Raw genomic sequence first — 22,815 nt, 5'->3', positions numbered from 1 at the left:
CAATCGCATTCGATTTTGCATAGCATATTTTACTTAAATAATAATTTAATATAACCTGTTTTGTTTGTATTCACATAAAAGTATAACTAAATTGAATAAAAACCACAATATGTTTCAACATAATTTCCTTATAAGCATGCAGTTTGAACATTTGACGTCCTTTTAAAAACAAGGTAGGATAAACAATTAGTAGAGAGGTGAGAATAGTGATTCAACCAATTATTGAATTTTGTATCAGCAATTTAGCTAGCGGTTCTCAGCTTGCTTTGGAAGAGTTAGAAAAAGATCCAAACTTAGATATTGTTGAGTATGGATGTCTGGGCTATTGTGGCAAATGCGCACAATCTCCTTTTGCTTTGGTGAACGGGGATGTTGTAGTTGCGGACACACCAGAAGAATTAGTAGCAGCTATCTACACACATTTGGAAGAGAACCCAATGTTTTAATATAGAATAAAAGCGGAAGCGACAATGCTATTAGCATTGTCGCTTCCGTTTTACTATGAAATGCTACGAATCTCATGCCATCTTTCCTTAGTTCGCTCAAATGTTTTCCGATCGGGATGATTTTTGTGCTTATAGATAATTTCTGAAAAATAGAGGAGTGCCTGCTGTTGGAACCCAAGCCGATAGTTTAGTTCTCCTATAATATATAGCAATCGAACTTCGCTGCTGTTAGAAGGAAATGTTTCTTCTAAATATGCTGTGGTGTAGAACTTTAATGCATGTAAAGCGAAAGCTCTTTCTTGTTGTGTGTCATCAAGCATTCGATATAGCCAGCTTAATCGTAGGGTAAGGCTTGCAAGCACAGAAGACTTTTCTTTTTTTATGTTGGCACAATAAATAGCCAGCTTGTAAGCATTTATCGCTTGTTGCAACGTTCGTTCTTGATCATAGGGCTGGTATTTCCAATTTTTCATGACCTTTTCCTTAACTTGATTTTCACTGCCTGGAGGAAAAAGTTTTGAGAACTGTTCAGTGCTGGCATATCCACACTTTGGACAGATTACGACATCATATACAATAGGGTGGAACTGTGGATTTTCATAATCAACGAAAAAGTCAGTATCGTATCTTTGAGGCTTTAAAAAGCGAGACCGAACTTTTTTAGAATAAAACCTGTGGCTACACAAAGCACAAGAGCTTTTTTTATCATAAAGAGGATGTAAAGCTTTCAATGAACTTCCTCCTTTTAAAAATATATAAATCTTTTTAACTATATTATACACGGATAAATTTATTTTTTGGGTCTTTTGTAATGTTTTTTGGAGCTTTTTCTTTGTGAATAAAAAACTCCTTAACCAATTTGGCTAAAGAGTTGGGAAACGGGGGATGTTCTTATTGTTTCCTACATTCAATGCTTTTATACTAAGACCATACTAAAGAATGATGGGTGATTAAATGAAAAAATTTGCTTTTACAAAAATGCATGCGCTTGGAAATAATTATATCTACGTCAATCTATTTGAAGAACATATCGCGGAAGAAGATTTAGCTTCTGTCGCTATTAAAGTATCAAACGTTTACACAGGTATTGGGTCAGATGGAATGATTTTGATTTGTCCTTCTACTAGAGCGAATGTTAAAATGCGCGTATTTAATAACGATGGTTCAGAAGCAAAAAATTGCGGAAACGGCTTAAGATGTGTAGCTAAGTATGCATATGAGCATAATTTAGTAGAAACAGAAGAGTTTACAATCGAAACGTTATCAGGCCTTGTCCATGCAACTGTTCATTTGCAGGATAAAGAAGTAAATGAGGTAACAATTGACATGGGCACACCAAAGTTAAAGCCAGCTGAAGTTCCAATGCTTGGATTTGAAGGAAACAGCATTGTGTCAGAGAAAATGGAATTTGGTGATGAAGAGCTTATAGGTACGGCTGTATCAATGGGAAATCCTCACGTTGTATTTTACGTAGAAGATATTGAAAAAGCACCTCTTCATACATTAGGGCCAGTGGTTGAAAAAGATCCACGTTTTCCAGAAGGTGTAAATGTTGAATTTGTAGAGATTATGAATGAATCGGAAATGCATTTCCGCGTTTGGGAAAGGGGTTCAGGTGTAACGCAAGCTTGTGGAACCGGTGCTTGTGCAGCAGTTGTTTCTTCTGTTTTAAATAATCTTACGCAAAAAAATACTCCCACAATTGTTCATTTAGCAGGTGGAGACTTAACTATTACATGGAAAGAAAACAACCATGTACTAATGAAAGGTCCAGCAGTTGTGATTTGCGATGGAGTTTATTACTATTAAGAACTGAAAGCAGAGTAGTTGTTCATCATTTACTCACAGCGTATACTTATAGGAAAAAGGAGGTCATCTAATTATGAGTCAAGATATCCTAGAAATTACAGAAGCGGCTAGCTTTCAAATAAAAGATATGATGAAAGAACATGAAGAAGAGAATGCTTACCTTCGCGTAACGATTAATGGAGGAGGCTGTTCAGGTTTATCATACGGAATGGGCTTCGCACACGAAGTTAGTGAAAACGATATGCAGTTTGAACAACATGGCATTCAAATTCTTGTTGATAAAGAAAGTGCCCCAATTTTAAAAGGAGTTAAGATTGATTATAAGCAGTCTATGCTTGGTGGAGGATTTACAATTGATAATCCGAATGCCATTGCATCATGCGGCTGTGGATCTTCATTCCGCACGGCAGCGAACGCTGGTACACCGGAAGAGTGTTAAGCGATATATCAACGTTTTAAGCTACCGAGATATTATTTCGGCAAGCTAATCGGAAGCATGGACGATGGTTGTGTATTACGTTTGAAATATGCGAGAACTCAATCGCATACAAGCGTATTAACAACCCCAGTTTCCTATTCGAAGGATTGAAAATAACGACTTTCTTAACGGTGAAAAACACATCGTTAGGGAGGTCGTTTTTTTTATGGCGTTAAAGAAGCGAAAGAGAAGAAGTCCAGTAAGAGAGCGCATTGGTTCGAAAGAGTACCCGCAATTAACGTTAGAGCAAGGACTCGATATGGTTATCGCCGGTAAGAAAATAGAAGGCGTTAGAGAAAGAACGCTAAGAGACTACATAAAGACTTGGCGATACTTTACCGACTGGCTCGCAGATAACTATCCGGAAGTAGCACTGATGGAAGAAGTAACGGCGGAGATGGTTCGCAACTACGTTAATTACCTCAAATACGAAGCTAAAAAATATGATGGCCATAAGTATATTGACTGCGATAAACAAGGAGTAGGATTAGCAGAAACGACGATTAACATTAGGTTGCGCGTATATCGAGCATTATTTAACTACTTAGAGCGTGAAGAACTAATCGAAGTCAATCCGATGGATAAAGTAAAGCTACTGCGCCATGACTTAGACCTAACGAATTGCTTTACGGAAGAAGAGATAAAGAAGATATTAATGCAGCCGAATCAAAAAGATTTTGTAGGATTTCGTGACTTCGTTGCTATGAACTTACTACTGGATAGTGGGTTGCGTATAGGAGAGCTTATTAATTTACGTATTTCTGATATCGACTTTCAGACTCGCTTTATAACGTTGATTGGCGAGAAGAATAAGAATCGAAAGCCTCGTTTGGTACCGATATCAGCTTATGTATCGAAGTTATTAATGCAATTAGTTACCGAAAACCAAACGCACTTTAAATTAGATCGTATATTCCTTTCGTGCTTTGGTGAGCCGATTAGTGAAAATCACTTCAATAAACGTTTGAAATATTACGCTGATAAAGCCGGAGTAGCAGGTAAGAAGGTTACAGCGCATGTTTATCGCCATACATGGGCCAAAAACATGATTTTAAACGGTTGTGACGCCTTTACATTACAGAAAATGGGCGGTTGGGCTGATATACGTACCATGCGCCGTTATATCCAAATGGATACGGAAGAGATGCGTAGGAGCCACGATGATTACTCACCGATTAATGGCATTCGCCAAAGACGTAACTGAACCGAAAAAAGACAAAAAAAGAGGACACCTGCACAAAGCAGACGCCCATCTAATCGCTAATTAAATGGTATCGAAAAAAGCGTAAAAAGTCAACGCTTATTCAAATGCGTCCAAAAGTGCTTGTATGTGTCCCAAACGGGGGAATATATGATGTTAAATGCAGCTAATTATAGCGAAATGAAGCAATTGCAATCGTTCGCTAACGTAAATGAAATGAACGAAGCTATTCGCGGCTTTCTATATACATACAAGCACGAACTAACGCCGTCAGCTATTCGTATTCTTAAAACGTTATCTCGTTACGCATGTAAAATCGTTGGCGTAGCGTTCTTAAAGGTGGAAACTATCGCTAACTTAACGGAATGCAGTAAGCGTACGGTACAACGCGCATTAAAAGTGCTGGCATCTTACGGTGTCATTGAGCGGAAATCAACTATTCGAGCGAAAGGAGGATCGGGCCACAACGTATATGTGATCCGAACTGTGGACGGCTGTGTCACTCCGCCTGTCACTGCGGAAATGTCGCCCCGTGAAGATGCGCCAAAGCCTGCCGTATCAAGCGTTGAACAAGCGAAAGGTAGCTCCGAAACAGAGATTTCTAAAACATTGCCTTCTAAGAGAATTAATAAACGAATTAACGTTAAAGAGGTCGAGTTAGACGAATCATTTACGCCTTCTAATGTACCGGAAGCTTTCGTAGACGCCACTGCGCCTTTTTATGGATCGGCCGATACTATTTATCGTTTATGGAATCGAGTATTAGTTGCCTATAAAAAGAGCGAAGTGACTCTGCCGTTAGAAGAGACGGAAGTGTTAGCAGATGTTATACAGGCGTTTAAAGAGACTATTTTCGCTAAGAAGTTGAGTAAGATACGTAATACATTCGAAGGATATTTTTATCGCATAGTGGAGGCAAAGCTGGCGGTGTGGAAGCGCAGGGAAAATCCGTTGTTTAATTGGCTAAATAACGTGTAATCTTTCGTTGGTTTATTTCGCAAAAGAGTCCGCAACTATATAGCGTATTACTCCGTCAGTACGTTTATGTACGTACTCGTAAGTATAGCTAGTTATAGCTACGGACTCTCCATGTTATTTATTTTTTAGATTTTCATTTGTTGGACTCTGTAAATGGTTTTATAAGCAACCAGTAAAGCTGATAATTCTAGTTTTATATCTAAACCTAAATTCTTATTTTGGTAAGCGTATTCGATTAATATCATTTGCTCCTTAGCACATTCAGTATAACTAATTTTCCCATCTTCGTAAGTAGTATCGATTAAGGTCCCAAACCGTTTAATTCGTTCACTTAGCGTTGATTGAGGAATTTTTAGTTCTTCTGAAAGCTGTTTTTGATTGTACATTTTTTTCTCCTTAATGGGAGAGTCCGTAAACCAATATTATTTTAACGTTTTTGTAGTCGCATTTCAATTTTAAGCTATCTACTTACCGGAAGTGAGAGTTCGATAGAATTTGAGACGTACTTATTTTACGCATCATATAGAAGAAACTCGATCTATAACGTGATATTACGTCGAACTGAATCGGACGATATCTTCCGGTTTTATAGTACGTTTAACCAGCCGAGCCAGTGTTACGCGCGACCCTCAAAATGCTTTGACATTACGTTAAGCCTATACAGTCGTACATATAGAAGGAACGTGTATTTAGCGCTAGATCGTACGTTAGTTAGCGTAAGGAATTATCAGCCTCACGTGCCTGGGACGGAAGGGGTCTTTGGAACTCAGGGGGTTTATGCAGTATTTTATTCATTACGAAGGACGATCGGTAACATTATACGGGTAAGAAACCGCGTCATATCAAGCATGCATAAATAATGTATAGCGTATAATTCTTCGGAAGTTAACAAACGTTGATGTATCAAGGGTTATTCTAAGTGCTAGTTTACATAAGATATGTTACAGGAACTGATAATGTATATCAAATACATTGATAATGAATGGGCGGGGTAGGCATAAATGGAAACCTTCCACCTAAGCTGCGACATTTTCTTACGAAATTTTAAAACTCAGGGCGTTAAGGTAGGGGGGCGGCTCTATAATCGTAATTATCCTTGCCTACCGTATCTTAAATGCGGATATCTAAAAAACACTTTGATCCTTCGATTCTATCACATTTTAAAATAGTCTTCTGGCACGTCTTTACCAAGCTTTTTTAATCCTCTGCGCACCTTTGCGAGCGTTGAATGTTTAGGTTTGTACTCTTTATCGTTACATAACCTCGAAATCGTTCCACGACTAAGCTGCGCCTTTTCTTCTAATTCAATCTGAGAAATGCCTTCACGATCTAACCAACTACCGAATTCTGTTCGCTTCTTACCTAATCCGAATAAGTTAAACATCCTTATCACCTCGTTAATAGGCTTGACCGAAATGTCATTTTTTAAACCGAGCGCAAATTAATGACATAACGGACAAACGGGCGAGAATACCATTCACTAAGCGAGTCAAAATACGTTTCACAATACGCATAGAACAGCCCGTTTCTCTCTTCGTATGAAATTTCGCGGCTAGTATTTTAAAACGTCTCTAGAAATCCTTTTCTACCAACGTCTGAAGCCATTTTGAATCGTTCTATTTGCAAGAAACTATCTTATCAGATATTAAGATTCGGAGGTGGTGTTGTGATATTCGAAATACTATCGTCAATTGCAATGAGTAGCGTCTTAGCTTCAACCTACGTCTATCAACACGGAGGAGGTAATGATGCGAAGAGGATAGAGCGAATTGCAGCGAACGCGGGTCTTGTTGCGCAGGATGGGCAAAAAATTAGAATTCACCGTAGAACTAGAGGCGCCGGTTATACGGAGTATGTCTATCAAATGCCGCAGGGAATGTCGGTAAATCAATTTAAAGAGAAGCTAGATCGTTTTCAAGACGGCTTAAATATCAAACGAAGATTAATAAATGTATCTTTCGAAGATATAAGGTCTGTCCAGTTGAACAAAGACCTTTTGACGCAGGTTCGTAGCTTATTTGAGAGAAAGCGAAGCGCGCAAAAGGAAATTGAGCTAACTTTCGACGGTATGCTACGATTCAAAGTCTATACTGAAGCGTTAACCGATCATTTTTCTTATACGGAATCCTTATCACGTAAGTTGAACGGTTGGCAGATACCGGTTGGGATTAATCGCGCTGGAAAACTAATTAAACATGATTTCGAAGCAACGCCGCATTTAGCGCTTGGAGGCGCCACACGCTACGGAAAGTCGAACTTTCTTAACGCTCTGATTAGCTCGTTGATATCTACGCAAGCCAATAACGTCAGCTTTACGTTAATTGATCTAAAAGGCGGGGTTGAATTTGGCGGTTATGAAAATGTTAATCAAGTAAAGCACATCGCATACGAACCTGAAGAAGCTCTAGTAGCGTTAGAACAGGCGTATAAAGATATGCGGACCATGCAGGAAACGTTGCGGAAATTGAATAAGCGTAAGGTCCAAGATACGCATATTACCGGACGACACTTTATTCTTATCGATGAGGTAGGAGAATTGAATCCGCAAGAGGCTGTAACGAAGGAAGAACGGCAGATTAAAGAACAATGTCAAAAGTACATGAGTCAGATTGCGAGGTTAGGCGCAGGTTTAGGCTTTAGACAGGTTTTGGCGACTCAGTATCCGACTGGCGATGTTATCCCACGACAATGTAAGCAGAATAGTGAAGCGAAATTGTGCTTTCGTGTAAGAAATGCGGTAGCAAGTCGTGTTGTGCTGGACGAAGAAGGAGCGGAAAAGTTGCCGTTAATCAAAGGAAGAGCAATATATCAAACGGATCAAACTAATATCGTGCAGACGCCATTTATTGACGATAGCTTCATTCAAAATACTATTGGTCCGTATATTAACATCACATCGCGAAAGGAGCCGTATGCAAATGCAGAAAGCCATCAAGAAGGAACAACGTCAAATCGAGATCTGCTTATCATTGAAGAGGTGTGATTATCTCAGTCGTTCACAGCTGCAGGCTATTCACAATTTAGGCAGTCCTCGAAATACATCGCGTGTGCTAAAGGACATGAGTCGATACGTAACTTATTTTCGCGACGGTGAAGCGATTTACTATTTAACGAAAGAGGGCCGAGAACTAGTTAACGCTAAGAAAGTCCGTAAAAAAACACTTCAGGCACGCCATTTTATCATGCGAAATAGCTTGTACATTGCGTATGGCTGTCCCGAGACATGGAAAAACGAAGTGAAACTTGAACTTCCTAACCGAGTAAAAGCCATTTGTGACGCTTTATTCTCACATGAGGGTCGTTATTACATTATAGAAGTAGATCACACTCAAACAATGTTGGCTAATAAAACGAAAATGAGTAAGTATCGCAAACTGATTGATCTCGGGGTATTCGATAGGGAACCAGCGTTTATTTGGATTACAACGACAGAATATAGAAGTAGGAAGCTAGAAGAGCTATGCGAAGGCCTTGACGTAAAGGTATTTACAATATCGGATTTCATCTAATGAAGAGGGGAAGCGGTATAAATGTTTAATCGCAAAGTTGAAACGGTAGGGACCATCAGTGAATTCATACGAAAGAGGGACTCGGCTGGCATAGTGAAGCAAATTAAAAAGGGAACAAGAGCTTACCAAGTAAAGCATGCATTGATCGCGCTGGCAGGCGTAACGACCATAGGATTGTCAGGTGTAAGCTCTTCTAATCATGCATATGCCGCAGGACCAGGCGAGTATGTCAAAAACCATGCAAAAGAGCAGATCGTAGATGCGCTAATGCCTCTAGTCGACATAATTCAAGCGTTGTCTTACCCTATTGCGTTAGTAATGCTGTCGTCTGGTGGCTTAATGTTTATGATAAATCAAAAAGATAAGGGGATATCATTAATACAAAATGCATCTTTAGGTTATGTATTAGTTCAGTTAATGCCAACTTTTATGAAGATTATTGTAGGGGTCGGTAATAGTATTGGTTTGATAATACCACTAGCGATTATCTAATTAAGAAGGCGCCCAAAAGGCGCTTTTATTTTGTTTCCGAAGTATCTAGCTCGATTAGCTCACCGATGTTTTGAATTTCTAACGCTGTTGCAATGATTTCTAAGTATTTTCGATTGATTAAGTTCGTGCTCTTATTATTATACATATCTGATACTGTAGCTGCGCGAAGAGTTTCGCCGGTCTTTTCTTTTATTAAAGCTAACAACTCTTTTTGCGTGTGAATACCACGGCTTTCCATAGCTTCAGCTAATTTAACATGAATCTTGTACATGACTTCACCTCTTAAGTAAATTATAAACTAAAAGTATTTTTGCGTAAATACGAAAAAGCGTATTGACGAATAAAAAAAGCTAGTCTATAATCAAATTAACTATATACGAAAAAGCGTATATTCGTAATATAAATAAAAGGCGGATGGTTTGAATGGTGAAAAACGTAAAAATTAAATGGCAGTTAGAAGGAGAAACAACATATGAAGAGGTAAAAGTTTTGTTCATAGAAAACGACGTTATCTTGTATCCGGATGTTGACGGAGGGTTGTTACTGCAGCGAGTAGCAAAGAGTTTGGATGGATCCTATGTCTTCTTAGATGAACTAGCTCATTTAAATGATTACAACGAAGATAAAGGTGTCAGAAGTTTGAAGATGGAAGAAATCGAAGATCTTTCGGCAGTGGGGATGTTTAAACTTATAGCGAAATTAGCAGGCGATGCCTTATGAAACAACGCTACTTGTACGTTTATGACGATAGCACCGAGCTAATAAAGCGGGATGTAGTTCGATTAGGCGACGAACTGTACCTGGCGAAAGGTTATGAAGGGTTGACCGTTCATAAAGTTTTGCGTAGAACGGCGGACGGTACGGTAAAAGATTGGAAAACTGTAATCGAAACACACTTGTTTGGGCCCGAGCTATTGGACGGAATGGACCTGAGTTTTATAGCGGAAATGTCAGTGGCAGATCTTTTCGCTGAATTAGCGCATAAAAAAAGAACCAACGGAGGCAACCGTTAGTTCCAGACGAAATATTACTTAGCAATACATTAACATTTAATGGGATTTAGGTCAACGGAAATCAAAAAGCTGGCAGATATCGTATATATGTAGTGACCAGGCGCACAACGGCAATTGTAGCGCTTTTTTTTGCGTTCTTTTTTGTACAACGGAGCAAATAACAGTCTTATATCAATTATAACGTCCACTTTTGCGACCTAACGCTTTATATAAAGTGTAGGCGAAATGTCCACTTTTAAAAACTCGCGGATATTATTCTGTAGAACATCCACTTTCGGAGTAGCGTCCGTTATTTGTGGTAGGCGTTGTACAAATTCCGGTTGGGAATCGTCTTTTACACTATAGCGATTGTGCAAAGCGAATTTATGTTTCGTAATATCAGTTAACGGGTGCGCGGCTGCAATACTCTTCGGCATATTATCCGATGACAATACGCTGGCAATGCCGGCTTTATATAAAAACTACTAACGAAAAGGAGCTGCTAATTTATGAAGAAACCGTTTAGTAAAAAGAAAGACGCTTATCAACGAAATTTTATTAAGTTACCGTCTGATTTATCGCACTATATCAATCACCGAAAAGTTAAAGCGGAAATGTTTTATCTGTACGCCTTAATTATCGACTATTACAACGAAGATGAATTCGGATATGCCTTTCCTAACAAAGATACGTTGGCGTTAAAGTACGGAAAGACAACGCGGACAACAGGCGATCATTTAAGCATTCTACGCGATATAGGGTTAATCGAAATAATTGAAGGGACAATTCACGGAAACGCTTATGTACCGTATGAACCTTTAACTTCGGAAGAATTTTACGAAAGGTATCCTGACGCATGGGATAACTATTTAGAGTCATTACGAAAGTTAGAGGAGTCGCGAAAGCAGGCGAGTGCACGTATGGCAAGGTATCGAGATAAAGATTAAATATGTTACGGAAAATTAAAGCGTAACGTACGGAAGAAAACAGCATAATGTTATGCCGTTATTTATACGCTAACTAGATTTATATAACGAGATTTAATAACGAGATTTAAAATGATACTGCCCCCTTTAAAACCGTAAGGAGACAGAGTCATTAAAAGATACTGTATTCGTAAACTCATACAGCTCTTCGTAATTCTAACGAATTACTTGAGTATAGTACTTGTCGAAGAATTCTTTTATTAAAAGATAAAAGATTAAGAGCATAGGGAACCGGCCTCGCGCCACGCCCGAATTAGGAGGACACAAAATGAATCAATATAAATGTATTTTTTCACTACGAGTAGCAAGGCACTTGATTAAGCAAGGGTTTAACTTAGTGGGAATTGAACCTGCACGAAAACAAAGGAAAGGACTAGTTTTTGTCTTTGAAAACACGAATGAGCTGCAATCTGAACTTGAAGGATTATTTGGAGCCGATAACGCGTGATTTAAGTCGAAAAATAGCCTTTCTAATAGGGGATTTAGAAATATAACTTCTCTTCCGAGTACCTTACTATTCGAAGTGATTCTAAGCATCTAAAACACCTATCTAATAGAGAGGAAGCTGCCAATGTTAAATAACACATATCGAGATCCAGGAAAAGGTGCAATTAGCTACGCGGATCAAATTTTCGTAGGAAAAACACGTGATGAAATTTCGGCTTTGTTACCAGCTTTTCTAAATGGAGACTTAAACGAACCAAATCAGAAGAGAATTAAGCGTTGTGACTACTGCAATTACTGGTTTTATGACGAAAGCTTACGAAATACGAAGCGGACTTGCTGTGACGACTGCAAAACATCATATAAAACGTTACAAACTGCAAAAAGGCGTGCGGAAAAAGCACTGTTTAATCCAAAACCTAAAAAAGAAAGGCTACAAGATTTATACCTTTGGTGGCTGGAGTACCCCTTTTGGGCGAACGAGTATGCAATGTTGAAAATAGGTTGGAAGTTTGAAAGGCCGATGAGCTTGTCAAGATTGGATTATATTCACAACGGAAAAGACGGTTACGGTACAGGCAATAAGCGTAAAACAAAAAGATTACCGGACTACCATGGAGATAAACTAGATGAATTTTAAATGGCGACAAAAAGGTATAGGTAGAGGGAGTTCTTAACCGGATTCCCTTATAAATAATAAAAATACCTATCTTTAAATTTATAGCGTTGGCCAGGAGGTAGCAAACATTGAAAATTGGAGAAGTAATTGATGTTTATGAGCATTGGGGCAACAATTCTGAAACGGTCCGAAAAGCAATTCTTTATCGTGATGGGACAATTGAATACCTGCCGGAACCCGAGTACGAAGAAGAAGAGGAAGAAATTATCGAAGAGGAGGAGTGGTATTGATGGGTTTTTATCCGAAAGAAGAACAGGAAACGCTATTATTATACGATGCTGTGCAAAAACAGTGGAAATTCCGTTGCACATCAAAGCAACATATCGACCAATTAACGAAAGTTGGCGAGGTTACTAGGGCGTACACAGACGATGATGGAATGGTTATTGACATCGAAGGCTATTTAGCGCCAAGTCAGGTGCGGTTGTATAATGTTCCGTCCGAAAAACAGCAGGACCATTTAGCTAAAATGAGAGCAAGACGTTTGAACGATTAGATAGACATTTTTAAGCGCTTTTGACGATCGGAGACTAATAGTATTAAAGACGACACTAAGGCGCCAAATTCGACTATCTAATAAGCCTTTTTTAGACTGAAATCTAATAAAAATGAAAAGGGGAATTAACTATGAAAACAAATATTATCCAAGCCAATGAAATCTTAAACGAATCAAGCGGGAGATATAGGGAACTAACTCAGCGATTCACGTCTGAATCTAGTAAAATCAGACAGGATATCAAGTTATCAGATGAAGGCAAACGTCTGTTACTCGATAGTTTGAAGGAAGATTACAAAGACGAAGTTAAGCGTTTGAAGACTCAAGTTGAGTGTGAATATCTCGAGGCGTTACAAAAAGCGAAGGCGGATTCGGAAAGGGTTTTAGAAAAAACGTTAGCAAAACCAAGCGAAAAAGAACTTTCGAAGTATGCCGAAGCTGTAAACGAACTTAAAACAAACGTATTACTTGCTTTAAATCCGGGCGCAGCACAGGAGACGGTCACAAAATTCGCTGCTGGAATTAATGATCCGTATATCGCAAACCAATTCAAGCAGGAATTCGGCAACATTATCGGGCCAATTATCGTAAATGCAGGCGCTTCAGCTCCTGGAATCAAACAAACATTAGCAAAAACATACGAACACTTGTCGACCGGTTTTATGACGGACGAAGCTCTAGAAGCGAGGCATTCTTTAGAGCAAGTTGAGCAAATGCAGCATGCGAAAGTGTTCAGCGGGGCAGTTCTAGATAACGTAAAAGCTACTTTTGGTGAAGACGTTGTAAAAGAACTAGAAGGAGGTAATTGACAATGCAAAAATGGACTGCTTATAATCAATACAAAAAATCAAAGACAACACCTAAAGCGCTACTGCTGGACTATCCAAACTACAGGAAGCTCGTAAAAGAGTCAGAGGTAGACCCAATCATCAAGCGTATGAAAAAAGCAAAGTCAGATTATTTTAACGCCCTTCTTGATATGGTGGAAGTTAAGCACGAATATAGCATTATCTTCCGAGACATACACGAACTAGCAATGCGAACTACAATTGATCGCGAATATCAGCACGTAGCTCCTCCCGTTGATTTTGAAAATCATACAGAAATTCCGTTAGTGACAGAGCTGGATGTAAAGCGATTTAACCGGCTAATGCACGCTGATTATCTACCGGAAGGCGTCAAGCGTATAAAATGTAAATAAATCAGAAGGCTCGGCATTGCGCCGGGCTTTTTACATTTGAAGGAGATGATGAAATGAATAAGAAGGCTGTAAACGGCAAAGGAAACGGCACTATCCCTACAACCGGATTCCCATATCTGAAAGTCGATAAGGGTGATAATCTAACCATTAGTTACGTAATTAACGGTATGACCCAATCGCGACAGTATAGCGAGGGAGAATTTATGATTGTGCCGGCCAATATTTCTCAGGTTAACGTTCAGGCATTTTCTAATAGCGAATGGGCAATTACGCAAGGGTCCTTAGTACCTGCGTTTAACCAAAGCGAGTTGCAAATGTCGACCACAGAAAGCCGAAAGCTTGTCATAACGGGCGATGAGGAGATGCAATGGCTTGGACGTAGCATTGATTTATCGAAAGTCAGTATTCAAGACTTAAGAATAACCTCGGATACTTTGGCTCAACTATTTTCGAAAGCTACAGCAACGAAAAATACGAATGACATAGGCTATTATCTAAAAATGAAGCAGGAATTAATAAAGATTTTTTATTGACCTGGCAATCTCCTGTAAATTTTAGGTGGTTTAGGGCTGATAGTAATTGGCGTAGTGCAATAGATAATTAGTACTTAAATAAAGGCGATATATAACTGAATTCATTTTCATTTTTTGGAATTTTTGTTAAAATAATTTAGGGTGAAATAATAATGAGAAATAAAATATACAATCGGCACCAAGCATTTAATAATATCTTTTCATATGATACTGATGTTTTAAGTGGTAAGAGGGAATATAATCATTATGAGGAAGCTTTACGTTACCATCCTGATCCATTAAAAATGAAAGATATAGAAAATTATAGAGCATACCTAATATGGTTTAATGAATTATATGGTATAGGGCAAGTTCTAATAAACACTTATCAAGATATTAATAAAAAAGCTAATAAAGAAAAAGCGAACATATTTACTGGTAAAAAAGGTTTAAACTTAACTTTACAGGATTTAGCTAGATATAATTATGATTTGGTCGATTTTAGAAGTGACGCAACTGAGTATCAACGTTGCTTATTAGCGACGGATATATATGAAAAGCATAGTTATTCAGCAGCAATCTCCGAACAATTATATTTTTTAGATAATGTTGAATCTAAGGCTATTGCAACAATAGAGAGAAAATTAACTGGTATTGACAATGCAAGAATGCAACTTATAGGCGTAACAATTAGCTTAGGAGCATTTGTAACTTCTTATTTAGCCTTAAAATAGATAATAAGATAGATTTCTTTTTAGCAAAGACGCTCTTTATCGAGCGTCTTTTTCGTATGCAGCCGCGCATCATCTCCTACCAAAAACAAAGGAAGTGAAAGAAATGAATGAAAAGCGATTCAACGAGATAGAAAACATCGCAGTGAATTATTTAATGAACACAATCGGGGAAATCAGTTCAAGCTTACGAACCGTCAAACAGCCGTCAGACCTTGATGCCTTCGTCCCGAATGCTATAGAACGCTTAAAAGAAGGCCTAAGAAAGCTGCACGAAACGAAGCTTACTAAGTTTGAAAACCGGTATTTCCATGCGCACAAGCTTGCGGAAGTTTTTCGTACTTACATTAAGGCTTTAACAGCCATCCAAATGAGCGATTATAAGCGAGCCAGCGCCCTTTTAGACGAAGGCGGAAAGCTACTGAACGAATATCGCGAGATTCTTATAAAAGCTGGTGAGAAGCGATGAGCCTTAATATTTCGTATCGTATCCAAGCAATCGACGATTTCAGCTCGACTATGAATTCCGTAAGTCGGAATCTTACAAGCGTCACAAACAGTATCAGCGCAAGCGTTGGCAAGTTATCCGATAGTACTGTGTCGATGGCTTCCGAAATGGCAAACGCATATAAAGAAGCCAAGCGAGATATGCAGATATTCAAGACCGAACAACTAGCCGTCGAGTACGGCTTTTTTAAGTTGGGTCAATCATCCGATCAATACGCAGGTAAAACAGGCGAGTTAATGACCGAAATCGAGAAGCTAGGTAAAACGCAAAAGACAATCACGGACAATATGATTAAAAACAACAGCATAATGAAAGGCGAATTCTTCGCTACAATTGGCGAAATGACGAATATGAGTACACAGGCGGAGAAGATTTCGTCTAATTACTCACGTATGTCAAACCCGTTACTAAGCGTTAACCAAGCCGGCTTGAAAGTAGCCGATACGATGAACAAAATCGCTAATCGAGGGCACGCATCCGTTTTAGCACTTAAAATGTTAGGTCCTACGGCAAATATGAAAGAGCTTTACGATATGCAGCAATTAATTAACCGAGGCGTAATGCGATTTCAAATGGTAGCTCTTGCGGCTGCAGCAACGTCGGTACTTGCTTACGGCGCGATGCACAAGGCAGCGATGGATAGCGTGGCAGGTTACGAAGAAGCGTTTAACCGTATGAAATCATCCGTGCGCGAAGCGTTACAGCCGATGGTGGATGTGTTCGGAGCCGTTATGATAAAAGTTTACGACTTTATCGATACCATAGCGCAAATGGCTATAGCGTTCAATAACGCCCATCCTACAATGGCGAAAGTGTTACAGGGAATCGTAATGCTGGTACCGGCGCTCACGTTATTACTAAGTCCGTTAGCTATCGGAATAGGCCTACTCGCAGGATTCAAAGCAGCGTTCGCATCCGTTTGGACGATGATCGCTCCATTAGTAACCGGTTTAGCTGCGATGAGTGCGACCGTTTGGATCGTAGCTGCAGCAATCGTAGCGTTAACAGCCGGCTTAGTATACCTTTGGAATACGAATGAAGGGTTCAAAAATTCGGTATTGACCGGATGGCAGATGATTAAGGACAAGGCGATTGAAGTGTTCCAGGGGTTAATGACGATAATTTCACCGGCGTTTGAGATAGTTAAAGCGTTCGTATTAGCTAAACTAAACGAAATCAAGGCGTTCTGGGATCAGCACGGAGCGCAAATCATGATGGCTGTGCAAAACGCATTTACAGCGATTCAAACGATTGTTATGGGAGCCTTTGCGATACTTACTCCAATCATACAGGCGGCCTGGGAAGTCATTAAAGTCGTATTCCAAACGGCTTGGGATTTAATTAAGGCGGTCGTTGATTTTGGTTTAAACGTTATTATGGGGCTTGTAAAAGTATTCGCAGGACTCCTAACCGGAGACTTTGACCTAATGTGGGAAGGCGTTAAGCAAATCGTATCGGCTGCGTGGGAGTTTCTTAAGTCTGTCGTGAACACCGGCATTAACTTCGTGAGTGGAATCGTTAAGACTGGCCTCAATCTTATCAAAACGACCTTTACAACGATTTGGGAAGCCGTCAAGACGAAGGTCAGCGAGGTGTGGGAAGCGATTAAGACGAAGGTTAAAACGGCAGTTGATAACGTCAAAACTAGCGTAGAAAATGGCTTCGAGAAGCTTAAGAGCGCAGTTGATACAAAGATGAATGCAGCCAAAGATAAAATCGAGGATATTTGGGCCAAAATTGAGGCATTTTTCGAAGGAATTGACCTTTTCCAAATCGGTAAAGACATCATTCAAGGCTTAATCGACGGTATAGGATCGATGGCAAGCGCGGCTATCACAAAAGCAAGCGAACTCGCGGGCGAGATCAAAGACACAATCGCAGGTGCCTTTAAAGTTCATTCGCCCTCTAGATGGATGCGCGATATGATCGGTAAAAACTTATTAATCGGTTTCCAAATCGGTCTAGACAAAGAACGCCGTAGCACGTTAAGTAAAGTCGCGGATATGACGCAATGGATGACGCCTTCTATGCCGACACTCCCACAAACGGACACTAGCGCACCGTACGCAGCAACACGCGCTCCACAACAGCAGCAAGTAATCTATTTAACTGTTTCGAACAACTTTGACGGTGATGATGTTTGGAATGCGGTCGAGTCTAGAAATGCGGCAGCATATATCATGAATAACGCGTTACGAGGAAAGTAGGTGAAATATGGACGCGATTATTACGAAGCTGACAGGCGAATCTACCTTTTTTGTCGAAAGAAAATATTGGATGTTAAACCTGTAAATGTTATAATTGTGGAAATAAAGGGTATAATTTAAAGAGGATTTTGATATGACTATTAATACTAAAAAGAGTACGATGGACCTCCCTGTAATTGAATTATTAACATTAGACGATTTGAACAATCTAAATGCTCGTGGAGCTTTGTTAGACGGAAAGTTTATAATGGATTGGTATGAGCCTTTCTTAATAGAGTGTTCGGTCTACGGGTTATTTACTAACAGTAAACCAAGACGACTTGAAGGGCTAGTGGCTTTTGAGCCAGAAGAGGGGTCTCTATCAATTTATCAATTAGAAGTAGCTTTTCAGAATCGATATAATAACCCTGCTCGTGAGAATAAAGGTATAGGTAAGAAGTTAACAGCGTATGGTTGTTATTTAAGTTTAAGTGAAGAGTACTATGATCAAACCAATGGAGCGTTATCAGCTCATAGTAAGAAGGAAGCGAGAAATTTTTATTCTAACTTAGGTGGAGAAGAATTGGTTGACAATGTATTCTATTTTAATGCATCATTAACAAAAAAGTTGTGTGAGGATATCTTAGGAAAGGGAGAGGTTATATGGGCAAATTCTCTAAAATGCAGAACACCCAAAGTTCATCCAGAAGGATTCGAATGACTGAATCATATGAATCAAATGTTGCAGTAGCGATGTTAGACAACAAAGCCGACTGTTATGAACCTGAAAATGGACAAATTGCTGTTCCTGCTCCAAAAGGTACTCCAAGGTATAACTTAACTAAGATGTACGAGTATTGTCTAAGAGAAAATAAAAACCCTAAAGCTTTAACTGAGGTAGAAAAAAAGATGTTTCAGCTGCCTAATAAACGACGATAGAGGTGCCTTCAAAATGGAGGTGCTTTTTTTTATTAGCACTTGTTAATTAGTAGATTTTTGGGTATTATTAAGTTAACGATATTCACCGTTAAGTAATGACGTTGAAATCAATCTGTTCGAATATAAACAGTCGTCCAAAACGGCTATAAACGTTGATATTATTGCGATTCAAGCTAACGTAAGCATGAACGCTAATTTACAATTGATAATCCGAATGCCATTGCATCATGCGGCTGTGGATCTTCATTCCGCACGGCAGCGAACGCTGGTACACCGGAAGAGTGTTAACAAGGTACTAAAAACAGCTCTATTCTAATGAATAGAGCTGTTTTTTATTTGGATATTTTGACTTTGCGTGAATAACGTCAGCTTAGCTATTTCAATTTTTTTGTTAGGAATTCTAATTCTGGTGAGCTGTATAAAGGTTATACGTATATCATGGCGCATAGAGTGTAAAATAACGTGTGATGAAACATAACACAGGATGTTATTTTAATTGACTTAATTATCAGAATTATTTATAATTTTATATGAGAAACCCGGTTTTATTTAGACTAGTTTTTTGAGGAGGTGCAAAGTTTGGTAGAAGAAAATAATACACTACGAACAAATGCCTATAGTTACGGAAGCTTTTTTAGAAAAAATCGTTTGATAAAAATGATTCAACAACTAACTGCATGGTTTATTCCGATAAAATCTCAGAAGCAAGATAAAATTGAATCGATGCTTTTTATCCAACATATCCCCACACCATTGCCAATAAAAACTACACTCCTATTTTTGGATTCCAACAAACAGATATCAATTCTATATTTAAATACTCAAGAGCAAGAAGTAGCGCAGCTCATTTTTCAAAGTGTGGGATCGCCATTTAACCTGTTGCCGTACCACACTTATATAAGTGAGTTGAAGAATTATCAGGTATCGACTAACTTAATTCGTGAAGAAGAGCTTAAATATGAAGTCCAGTTACAGACGAACGATAAAAAAGGACTACATGCATTAGCTGAAGCCCTAAAAAAAAGCGAATAACCATTCAAATGGTCATTCGCTTTTTGATTACGAGAACATTGATGTACTATGCATTGGTTGTAGGCGAGCTTTTGGATCAATGTATGCTTTTGCATTGTTAACGGCTGTAGGACCTTCACCGAACCCTGCAACAATTAGCTTTACCTTTCCTTCATATGTACAAATGTCTCCAGCTGCATAAATTCCAGGGATATTTGTTTCTTGCTTAGAGTTAACCACAATTGTATTCTTTTCTAATTCTAACTCCCACTCTTTAATTGGACCTAACGATGATACAAAGCCAAAGTTTACAATAACATCATCAACGTCTACCACAATTTTTTCTTCACCTTTTGTATTTTCAAGAACGACTTGCGTAATGCGCTCTTCACCAATAAATTCTACTGGGATGTAAGGTGTTTTTATATCCACTTTGGAGTTTTTTAATTGTTCTACGCTGTGCTCGTGCGCGCGGAATTTATCACGTCTGTGTGTCAGCGTAACTTGCTCTGCAATTGGTTCAAGCATTAATGACCAATCTACTGCAGAATCACCGCCGCCGCATACTAATACCTTGCGTCCTTTAAAGGCATTCATATCATCAACAAAATAATGTAAGTTTGCTTTTTCAAATTGCTCTGCATTCTCTAGCTCGATTTTACGAGGCTTAAAAGCACCGTTTCCAGCTGTGATAATAATTGTTTTAGAATAATGAACTTCTGAATTAGTCGTTAATCGAAAAACACCGTCCGCTTGCTTTTCTACTTTTTCAACCGCTTGTTCTAGCGCAACAGTTGGGTTAAACTGCTTCATCTGTTCTTTTAAATTATTAACAAGCTCTTGTGCACGAATTTTGGGGAATCCAGCAACGTCATAAATATATTTTTCAGGGTATAAAGCCGAAAGTTGACCGCCTAATTGAGGTAAGCTTTCAATAATCTTCACACTTGCTTGGCGCATTCCACCGTAAAATGCAGTAAATAGCCCGGTAGGTCCACCACCAATAATGGTGATATCGTATACTTGTTTATCTTCTTTCATCATTTAGTCACCTCATTCGTTAATTTAGGTTAAAGAAGTCTACTGTTATGATAGCACAATTAAAAGATAAAAATTTATTATAAAGCACTGAAGGAGAAAGAAAACTTTTTAGCACTTCTATAAATATGGAAAAAAGAAGAATATAGCTCGCGAAATTCCATTCTTTAATGAAGAGATTGAAAATTAAAAAGCTTATAAATCAATCAATAGGTATTGAAAAATAACGTGAAAAAGCATAATATGTTTTTAGATATAATATCGTTTCAGTAAGGGTTCACTATGTCATCTTACGTGAAATGGTTCACAAACTATTGGGAATACTATGAGGTAAAACCGGGAAAAGAAATGGATAGCAATCACTTTTCTTGTTTACACTAACATAAAAAAGTAGACCTTATTTATAACTTTATGACTTTTAATCCAAATATTTGATAACTATAAACTAAAAAAAGGTGGATGACCATTCAATGAAAAAGCCGAAAATTGTTGTCTTAGGTGCTGGCTACGGTGGAATTATGACAACCGTTCATTTACAAAAGAAATTAGGTACAAACGATGCTGAGATTACGCTCGTTAACAAAAATGATTATCATTATGAAACAACATGGTTACATGAGGTTTCTGCAGGTACATTACATCACGATCGTTCAAGGTTCCCAGTTAAAAGTTTAATTAATACGGGAAAAGTCAACTTTGTAAAAGACACTGTAATGGATATTAATACTGCAGAAAAGCGTGTTATTTTAGAAAACAGTGAACTTGAATATGATTACTTAGTTGTGGGATTAGGGTATGAATCTGAAACCTTCGGAATTAAAGGGTTAAAAGAATATGCATTCTCAATTGCTAATATTAACGCTGCGCGTCAAATTCGTGAACATATTGATTACGTATTTGCAACGTACAATAATGAAGCTGTAAAGCGTGATGAGTTATTAACAATCGTTGTTGGTGGTGCAGGATTTACTGGAATTGAGTTTGTTGGCGAGTTAGCAAACCGCGTCCCTCAGCTCTGCAAAGAGTTTGATATTCCGCGTGAAAAAGTACGTATTGTCTGTGTAGAGGCTGCACCAACAGCTTTACCAGGGTTCGATCCAGAATTGGTTGAATATGCAGTAACACAGCTTGAGAGAAAAGGTGTCGAATTTAAAATCGGTACAGCAATTAAAGAATGTACAGAAGAAGGCATCTTAGTTGAAAAAGATGACCAAGTTGAAGAAATTAAATCGGCAACTGTTGTATGGGCAGCTGGAGTACGAGGAAGTCATATTATTGAAAAAGCAGGATTCGAAAATAATCGTTGTCGTGTTAAGGTAAGCAACTCCCTCTTAGCACCAGGTCATGACGATGTATTTATCGTAGGAGATTGCTCATTTATGATTAATCCTGAAAATGATCGTCCATACCCTCCAACAGCTCAGGTAGCTATGCAGCAAGGTGAAACATGCGCAGAAAACATTTCACGCTTAATTCGTGGTGAAAAAGAGCTTAAAGACTTTAAAGCAGATTTAAAAGGTACGGTATGTTCTTTAGGTCATGATGATGCGATTGGCGTTGTATACGGCCGTAAGCTATTTGGTTCAAGCGCATCATTTATGAAAAAAGTTGTTGATAACCGCTCTTTATTCTTGCAAGGTGGAGCTGGTTTAGTTCTTAAAAAAGGGAAATTTAATTTCTTTTAAATAAATTAGAGCAAGGAGATTCTATAAGAATCTCCTTTTTTTTGTGCAATAAACGAAAAATTCTGTTATTGACGCTATTTGTTGACTTAAGTACACTTAAAGAAAGAAGGACGGGGAGATGGATCAAAAATGGCAATGAGTGTACCAGAATTAATTATTTCGATGTTGTTATTCTTTGTGTTGTTTTTTGGAATCGGTTTCTTATTGAATATGCTCTTAAGAATGTCATGGATTATGGCGATTACGTATCCGGTTATTGTGATTTTGATTGTAGATGAAGTACGAGCAGTTAAGTATGTTCAAGAACCTTTAACATCAATTGCTCAGCTAGGTGAACGATTTCTTTCATTAGCTACCGCAGATATCGTTATTTTGCTATCTGGATTTTTAGGTGCTCTTATGGCAGGGATGGCAATCAAAATGCTTAGGGTAAGAGGATATCAAATGTTTTAAGTGGATAATATTGAAAGCACCCTTTCTCATGAGAAAGGGGT

Annotated in this window: 31 protein-coding genes and 1 pseudogene; 27 read left to right on the top strand and 5 right to left on the bottom strand. The window is 38.5% G+C overall.

What is annotated here, in order from left to right:
* Window positions 1-206: 206 nt before the first annotated feature.
* Window positions 207-446 (top strand): YuzB family protein, encoded by a 240-nt coding sequence (locus tag V2145_RS17740; protein WP_094911180.1) that lies wholly within the window; start codon window positions 207-209, stop codon window positions 444-446.
* A gap of 53 nt (window positions 447-499) precedes the next feature.
* Here the strand turns inward: V2145_RS17740 and V2145_RS17735 are convergent, their stop codons facing one another.
* Window positions 500-1,177 carry a DUF2225 domain-containing protein gene (locus tag V2145_RS17735; RefSeq protein WP_330988053.1) on the bottom strand — a complete coding sequence of 226 codons (678 nt, stop codon included), beginning with the start codon at window positions 1,175-1,177 and terminating at the stop codon, window positions 500-502.
* Between the two features lie 223 nt (window positions 1,178-1,400).
* On the opposite strand from V2145_RS17735, the gene dapF reads away from it, so the two are divergent.
* From dapF to V2145_RS17715, 4 genes are all read left to right on the top strand, one after another.
* Window positions 1,401-2,255, top strand: a complete 855-nt coding sequence (gene dapF, locus V2145_RS17730; RefSeq protein WP_131887463.1) for a diaminopimelate epimerase — start codon at window positions 1,401-1,403, stop codon at window positions 2,253-2,255.
* 73 nt (window positions 2,256-2,328) lie between these two features.
* The gene (locus V2145_RS17725; protein ID WP_131887462.1) at window positions 2,329-2,694 is read left to right on the top strand and encodes a HesB/IscA family protein; all 366 of its coding nucleotides are present in this window, start codon (window positions 2,329-2,331) and stop codon (window positions 2,692-2,694) included.
* Between the two features lie 205 nt (window positions 2,695-2,899).
* Window positions 2,900-3,937, top strand: coding sequence for a tyrosine-type recombinase/integrase (locus V2145_RS17720; protein ID WP_330988052.1), 1,038 nt, complete (start codon window positions 2,900-2,902; stop codon window positions 3,935-3,937).
* A 147-nt stretch (window positions 3,938-4,084) separates the two neighbouring features.
* Window positions 4,085-4,912, top strand: coding sequence for a helix-turn-helix domain-containing protein (locus tag V2145_RS17715; protein ID WP_330988051.1), 828 nt, complete (start codon window positions 4,085-4,087; stop codon window positions 4,910-4,912).
* 125 nt (window positions 4,913-5,037) lie between these two features.
* Here V2145_RS17715 and V2145_RS17710 read toward each other — a convergent pair whose 3' ends face one another.
* Both V2145_RS17710 and V2145_RS17705 read right to left on the bottom strand, forming a co-directional pair.
* Window positions 5,038-5,298: a hypothetical protein gene (locus tag V2145_RS17710; protein WP_061786272.1), complete on the bottom strand. Its 261-nt coding sequence runs from the start codon at window positions 5,296-5,298 to the stop codon at window positions 5,038-5,040.
* 767 nt (window positions 5,299-6,065) lie between these two features.
* Window positions 6,066-6,296, bottom strand: coding sequence for a helix-turn-helix domain-containing protein (locus tag V2145_RS17705; protein ID WP_330988050.1), 231 nt, complete (start codon window positions 6,294-6,296; stop codon window positions 6,066-6,068).
* A gap of 282 nt (window positions 6,297-6,578) precedes the next feature.
* Here V2145_RS17705 and V2145_RS17700 point away from each other — a divergent pair, with 282 nt between their 5' ends.
* Genes V2145_RS17700 through V2145_RS17690 form a run of 3 tightly spaced genes read left to right on the top strand, consistent with a single transcriptional unit; the run spans window position 6,579 to window position 8,913 of the window.
* Window positions 6,579-7,895, top strand: a complete 1,317-nt coding sequence (locus V2145_RS17700) for an FtsK/SpoIIIE domain-containing protein (protein WP_330988049.1) — start codon at window positions 6,579-6,581, stop codon at window positions 7,893-7,895.
* A complete protein-coding gene (locus V2145_RS17695; RefSeq protein WP_061786269.1) occupies window positions 7,831-8,421 on the top strand; it encodes a replication-relaxation family protein in 591 nt (196 codons plus the stop codon). Before V2145_RS17700 ends, V2145_RS17695 begins: the two co-directional genes overlap by 65 nt.
* 21 nt (window positions 8,422-8,442) lie before the next feature.
* Entirely contained in the window at window positions 8,443-8,913 is a 471-nt protein-coding gene (locus V2145_RS17690) for a hypothetical protein (protein WP_131887459.1), read from the top strand.
* A 25-nt stretch (window positions 8,914-8,938) separates the two neighbouring features.
* On the opposite strand, the gene V2145_RS17685 is transcribed toward V2145_RS17690, so the two are convergent.
* A complete protein-coding gene (locus V2145_RS17685; RefSeq protein ID WP_061786267.1) occupies window positions 8,939-9,184 on the bottom strand; it encodes a helix-turn-helix domain-containing protein in 246 nt (81 codons plus the stop codon).
* 152 nt (window positions 9,185-9,336) lie between these two features.
* On the opposite strand from V2145_RS17685, the gene V2145_RS17680 reads away from it, so the two are divergent.
* From V2145_RS17680 to V2145_RS17600, 17 genes and pseudogenes are all read left to right on the top strand, one after another.
* Window positions 9,337-9,633 carry a hypothetical protein gene (locus V2145_RS17680; protein WP_078989135.1) on the top strand — a complete coding sequence of 99 codons (297 nt, stop codon included), beginning with the start codon at window positions 9,337-9,339 and terminating at the stop codon, window positions 9,631-9,633.
* Window positions 9,630-9,926: a hypothetical protein gene (locus V2145_RS17675; protein ID WP_078989136.1), complete on the top strand. Its 297-nt coding sequence runs from the start codon at window positions 9,630-9,632 to the stop codon at window positions 9,924-9,926. Before V2145_RS17680 ends, V2145_RS17675 begins: the two co-directional genes overlap by 4 nt.
* Window positions 9,927-10,414: 488 nt before the next feature.
* Complete coding sequence (locus V2145_RS17670) at window positions 10,415-10,852, top strand: hypothetical protein (RefSeq protein ID WP_330988048.1); 438 nt, start codon at window positions 10,415-10,417, stop codon at window positions 10,850-10,852.
* 307 nt (window positions 10,853-11,159) lie between these two features.
* Window positions 11,160-11,339 (top strand): DUF5659 domain-containing protein, encoded by a 180-nt coding sequence (locus V2145_RS17665; RefSeq protein WP_239429236.1) that lies wholly within the window; start codon window positions 11,160-11,162, stop codon window positions 11,337-11,339.
* Window positions 11,340-11,462: 123 nt separating this feature from the next.
* Complete coding sequence (locus V2145_RS17660; protein WP_330988047.1) at window positions 11,463-11,975, top strand: hypothetical protein; 513 nt, start codon at window positions 11,463-11,465, stop codon at window positions 11,973-11,975.
* A 107-nt stretch (window positions 11,976-12,082) separates the two neighbouring features.
* A complete protein-coding gene (locus V2145_RS17655) occupies window positions 12,083-12,244 on the top strand; it encodes a hypothetical protein (RefSeq protein WP_330988046.1) in 162 nt (53 codons plus the stop codon).
* Window positions 12,241-12,510: a hypothetical protein gene (locus tag V2145_RS17650; protein WP_153301127.1), complete on the top strand. Its 270-nt coding sequence runs from the start codon at window positions 12,241-12,243 to the stop codon at window positions 12,508-12,510. Before V2145_RS17655 ends, V2145_RS17650 begins: the two co-directional genes overlap by 4 nt.
* Before the next feature lie 131 nt (window positions 12,511-12,641).
* Entirely contained in the window at window positions 12,642-13,319 is a 678-nt protein-coding gene (locus V2145_RS17645) for a hypothetical protein (RefSeq protein ID WP_330988045.1), read from the top strand.
* Window positions 13,320-13,321: 2 nt separating this feature from the next.
* A complete protein-coding gene (locus tag V2145_RS17640; RefSeq protein WP_330988044.1) occupies window positions 13,322-13,711 on the top strand; it encodes a hypothetical protein in 390 nt (129 codons plus the stop codon).
* Window positions 13,712-13,764: 53 nt separating this feature from the next.
* Window positions 13,765-14,244 carry a hypothetical protein gene (locus V2145_RS17635; protein WP_330988043.1) on the top strand — a complete coding sequence of 160 codons (480 nt, stop codon included), beginning with the start codon at window positions 13,765-13,767 and terminating at the stop codon, window positions 14,242-14,244.
* Between the two features lie 152 nt (window positions 14,245-14,396).
* Window positions 14,397-14,957, top strand: a complete 561-nt coding sequence (locus tag V2145_RS17630) for a hypothetical protein (protein WP_330988042.1) — start codon at window positions 14,397-14,399, stop codon at window positions 14,955-14,957.
* A gap of 103 nt (window positions 14,958-15,060) precedes the next feature.
* Window positions 15,061-15,423, top strand: a complete 363-nt coding sequence (locus V2145_RS17625) for a hypothetical protein (RefSeq protein WP_330988041.1) — start codon at window positions 15,061-15,063, stop codon at window positions 15,421-15,423.
* A 146-nt stretch (window positions 15,424-15,569) separates the two neighbouring features.
* Complete coding sequence (locus V2145_RS17620) at window positions 15,570-17,669, top strand: phage tail protein (RefSeq protein ID WP_330988040.1); 2,100 nt, start codon at window positions 15,570-15,572, stop codon at window positions 17,667-17,669.
* A gap of 133 nt (window positions 17,670-17,802) precedes the next feature.
* Complete coding sequence (locus V2145_RS17615) at window positions 17,803-18,369, top strand: hypothetical protein (RefSeq protein ID WP_330988039.1); 567 nt, start codon at window positions 17,803-17,805, stop codon at window positions 18,367-18,369.
* On the top strand, window positions 18,366-18,587 hold the full coding sequence (locus V2145_RS17610) for a hypothetical protein (RefSeq protein ID WP_330988038.1): 222 nt from the start codon (window positions 18,366-18,368) through the stop codon (window positions 18,585-18,587). The genes V2145_RS17615 and V2145_RS17610 overlap by 4 nt, the downstream gene beginning before the upstream one ends.
* 195 nt (window positions 18,588-18,782) lie before the next feature.
* A pseudogene (locus V2145_RS17605) lies at window positions 18,783-18,875 on the top strand (iron-sulfur cluster assembly accessory protein); the annotation flags it as partial.
* A gap of 291 nt (window positions 18,876-19,166) precedes the next feature.
* A complete protein-coding gene (locus tag V2145_RS17600; RefSeq protein ID WP_330988037.1) occupies window positions 19,167-19,619 on the top strand; it encodes a hypothetical protein in 453 nt (150 codons plus the stop codon).
* A 27-nt stretch (window positions 19,620-19,646) separates the two neighbouring features.
* Here the strand turns inward: V2145_RS17600 and V2145_RS17595 are convergent, their stop codons facing one another.
* The gene (locus V2145_RS17595; RefSeq protein WP_094911184.1) at window positions 19,647-20,639 is read right to left on the bottom strand and encodes an NAD(P)/FAD-dependent oxidoreductase; all 993 of its coding nucleotides are present in this window, start codon (window positions 20,637-20,639) and stop codon (window positions 19,647-19,649) included.
* 467 nt (window positions 20,640-21,106) lie between these two features.
* Here V2145_RS17595 and V2145_RS17590 point away from each other — a divergent pair, with 467 nt between their 5' ends.
* Complete coding sequence (locus V2145_RS17590) at window positions 21,107-22,321, top strand: NAD(P)/FAD-dependent oxidoreductase (RefSeq protein WP_330988036.1); 1,215 nt, start codon at window positions 21,107-21,109, stop codon at window positions 22,319-22,321.
* 129 nt (window positions 22,322-22,450) lie between these two features.
* Window positions 22,451-22,774: a YuiB family protein gene (locus V2145_RS17585; protein WP_094911186.1), complete on the top strand. Its 324-nt coding sequence runs from the start codon at window positions 22,451-22,453 to the stop codon at window positions 22,772-22,774.
* The last annotated feature ends 41 nt before the right edge of the window (window positions 22,775-22,815 follow it).

This window comes from Priestia sp. GS2 (genome assembly GCF_036409025.1).
Classification (GTDB): domain Bacteria; phylum Bacillota; class Bacilli; order Bacillales; family Bacillaceae_H; genus Priestia; species Priestia aryabhattai_A.
Note: the sequence above shows the minus strand (reverse complement) of the source record. Positions and strands in the feature narration are given on the sequence as shown.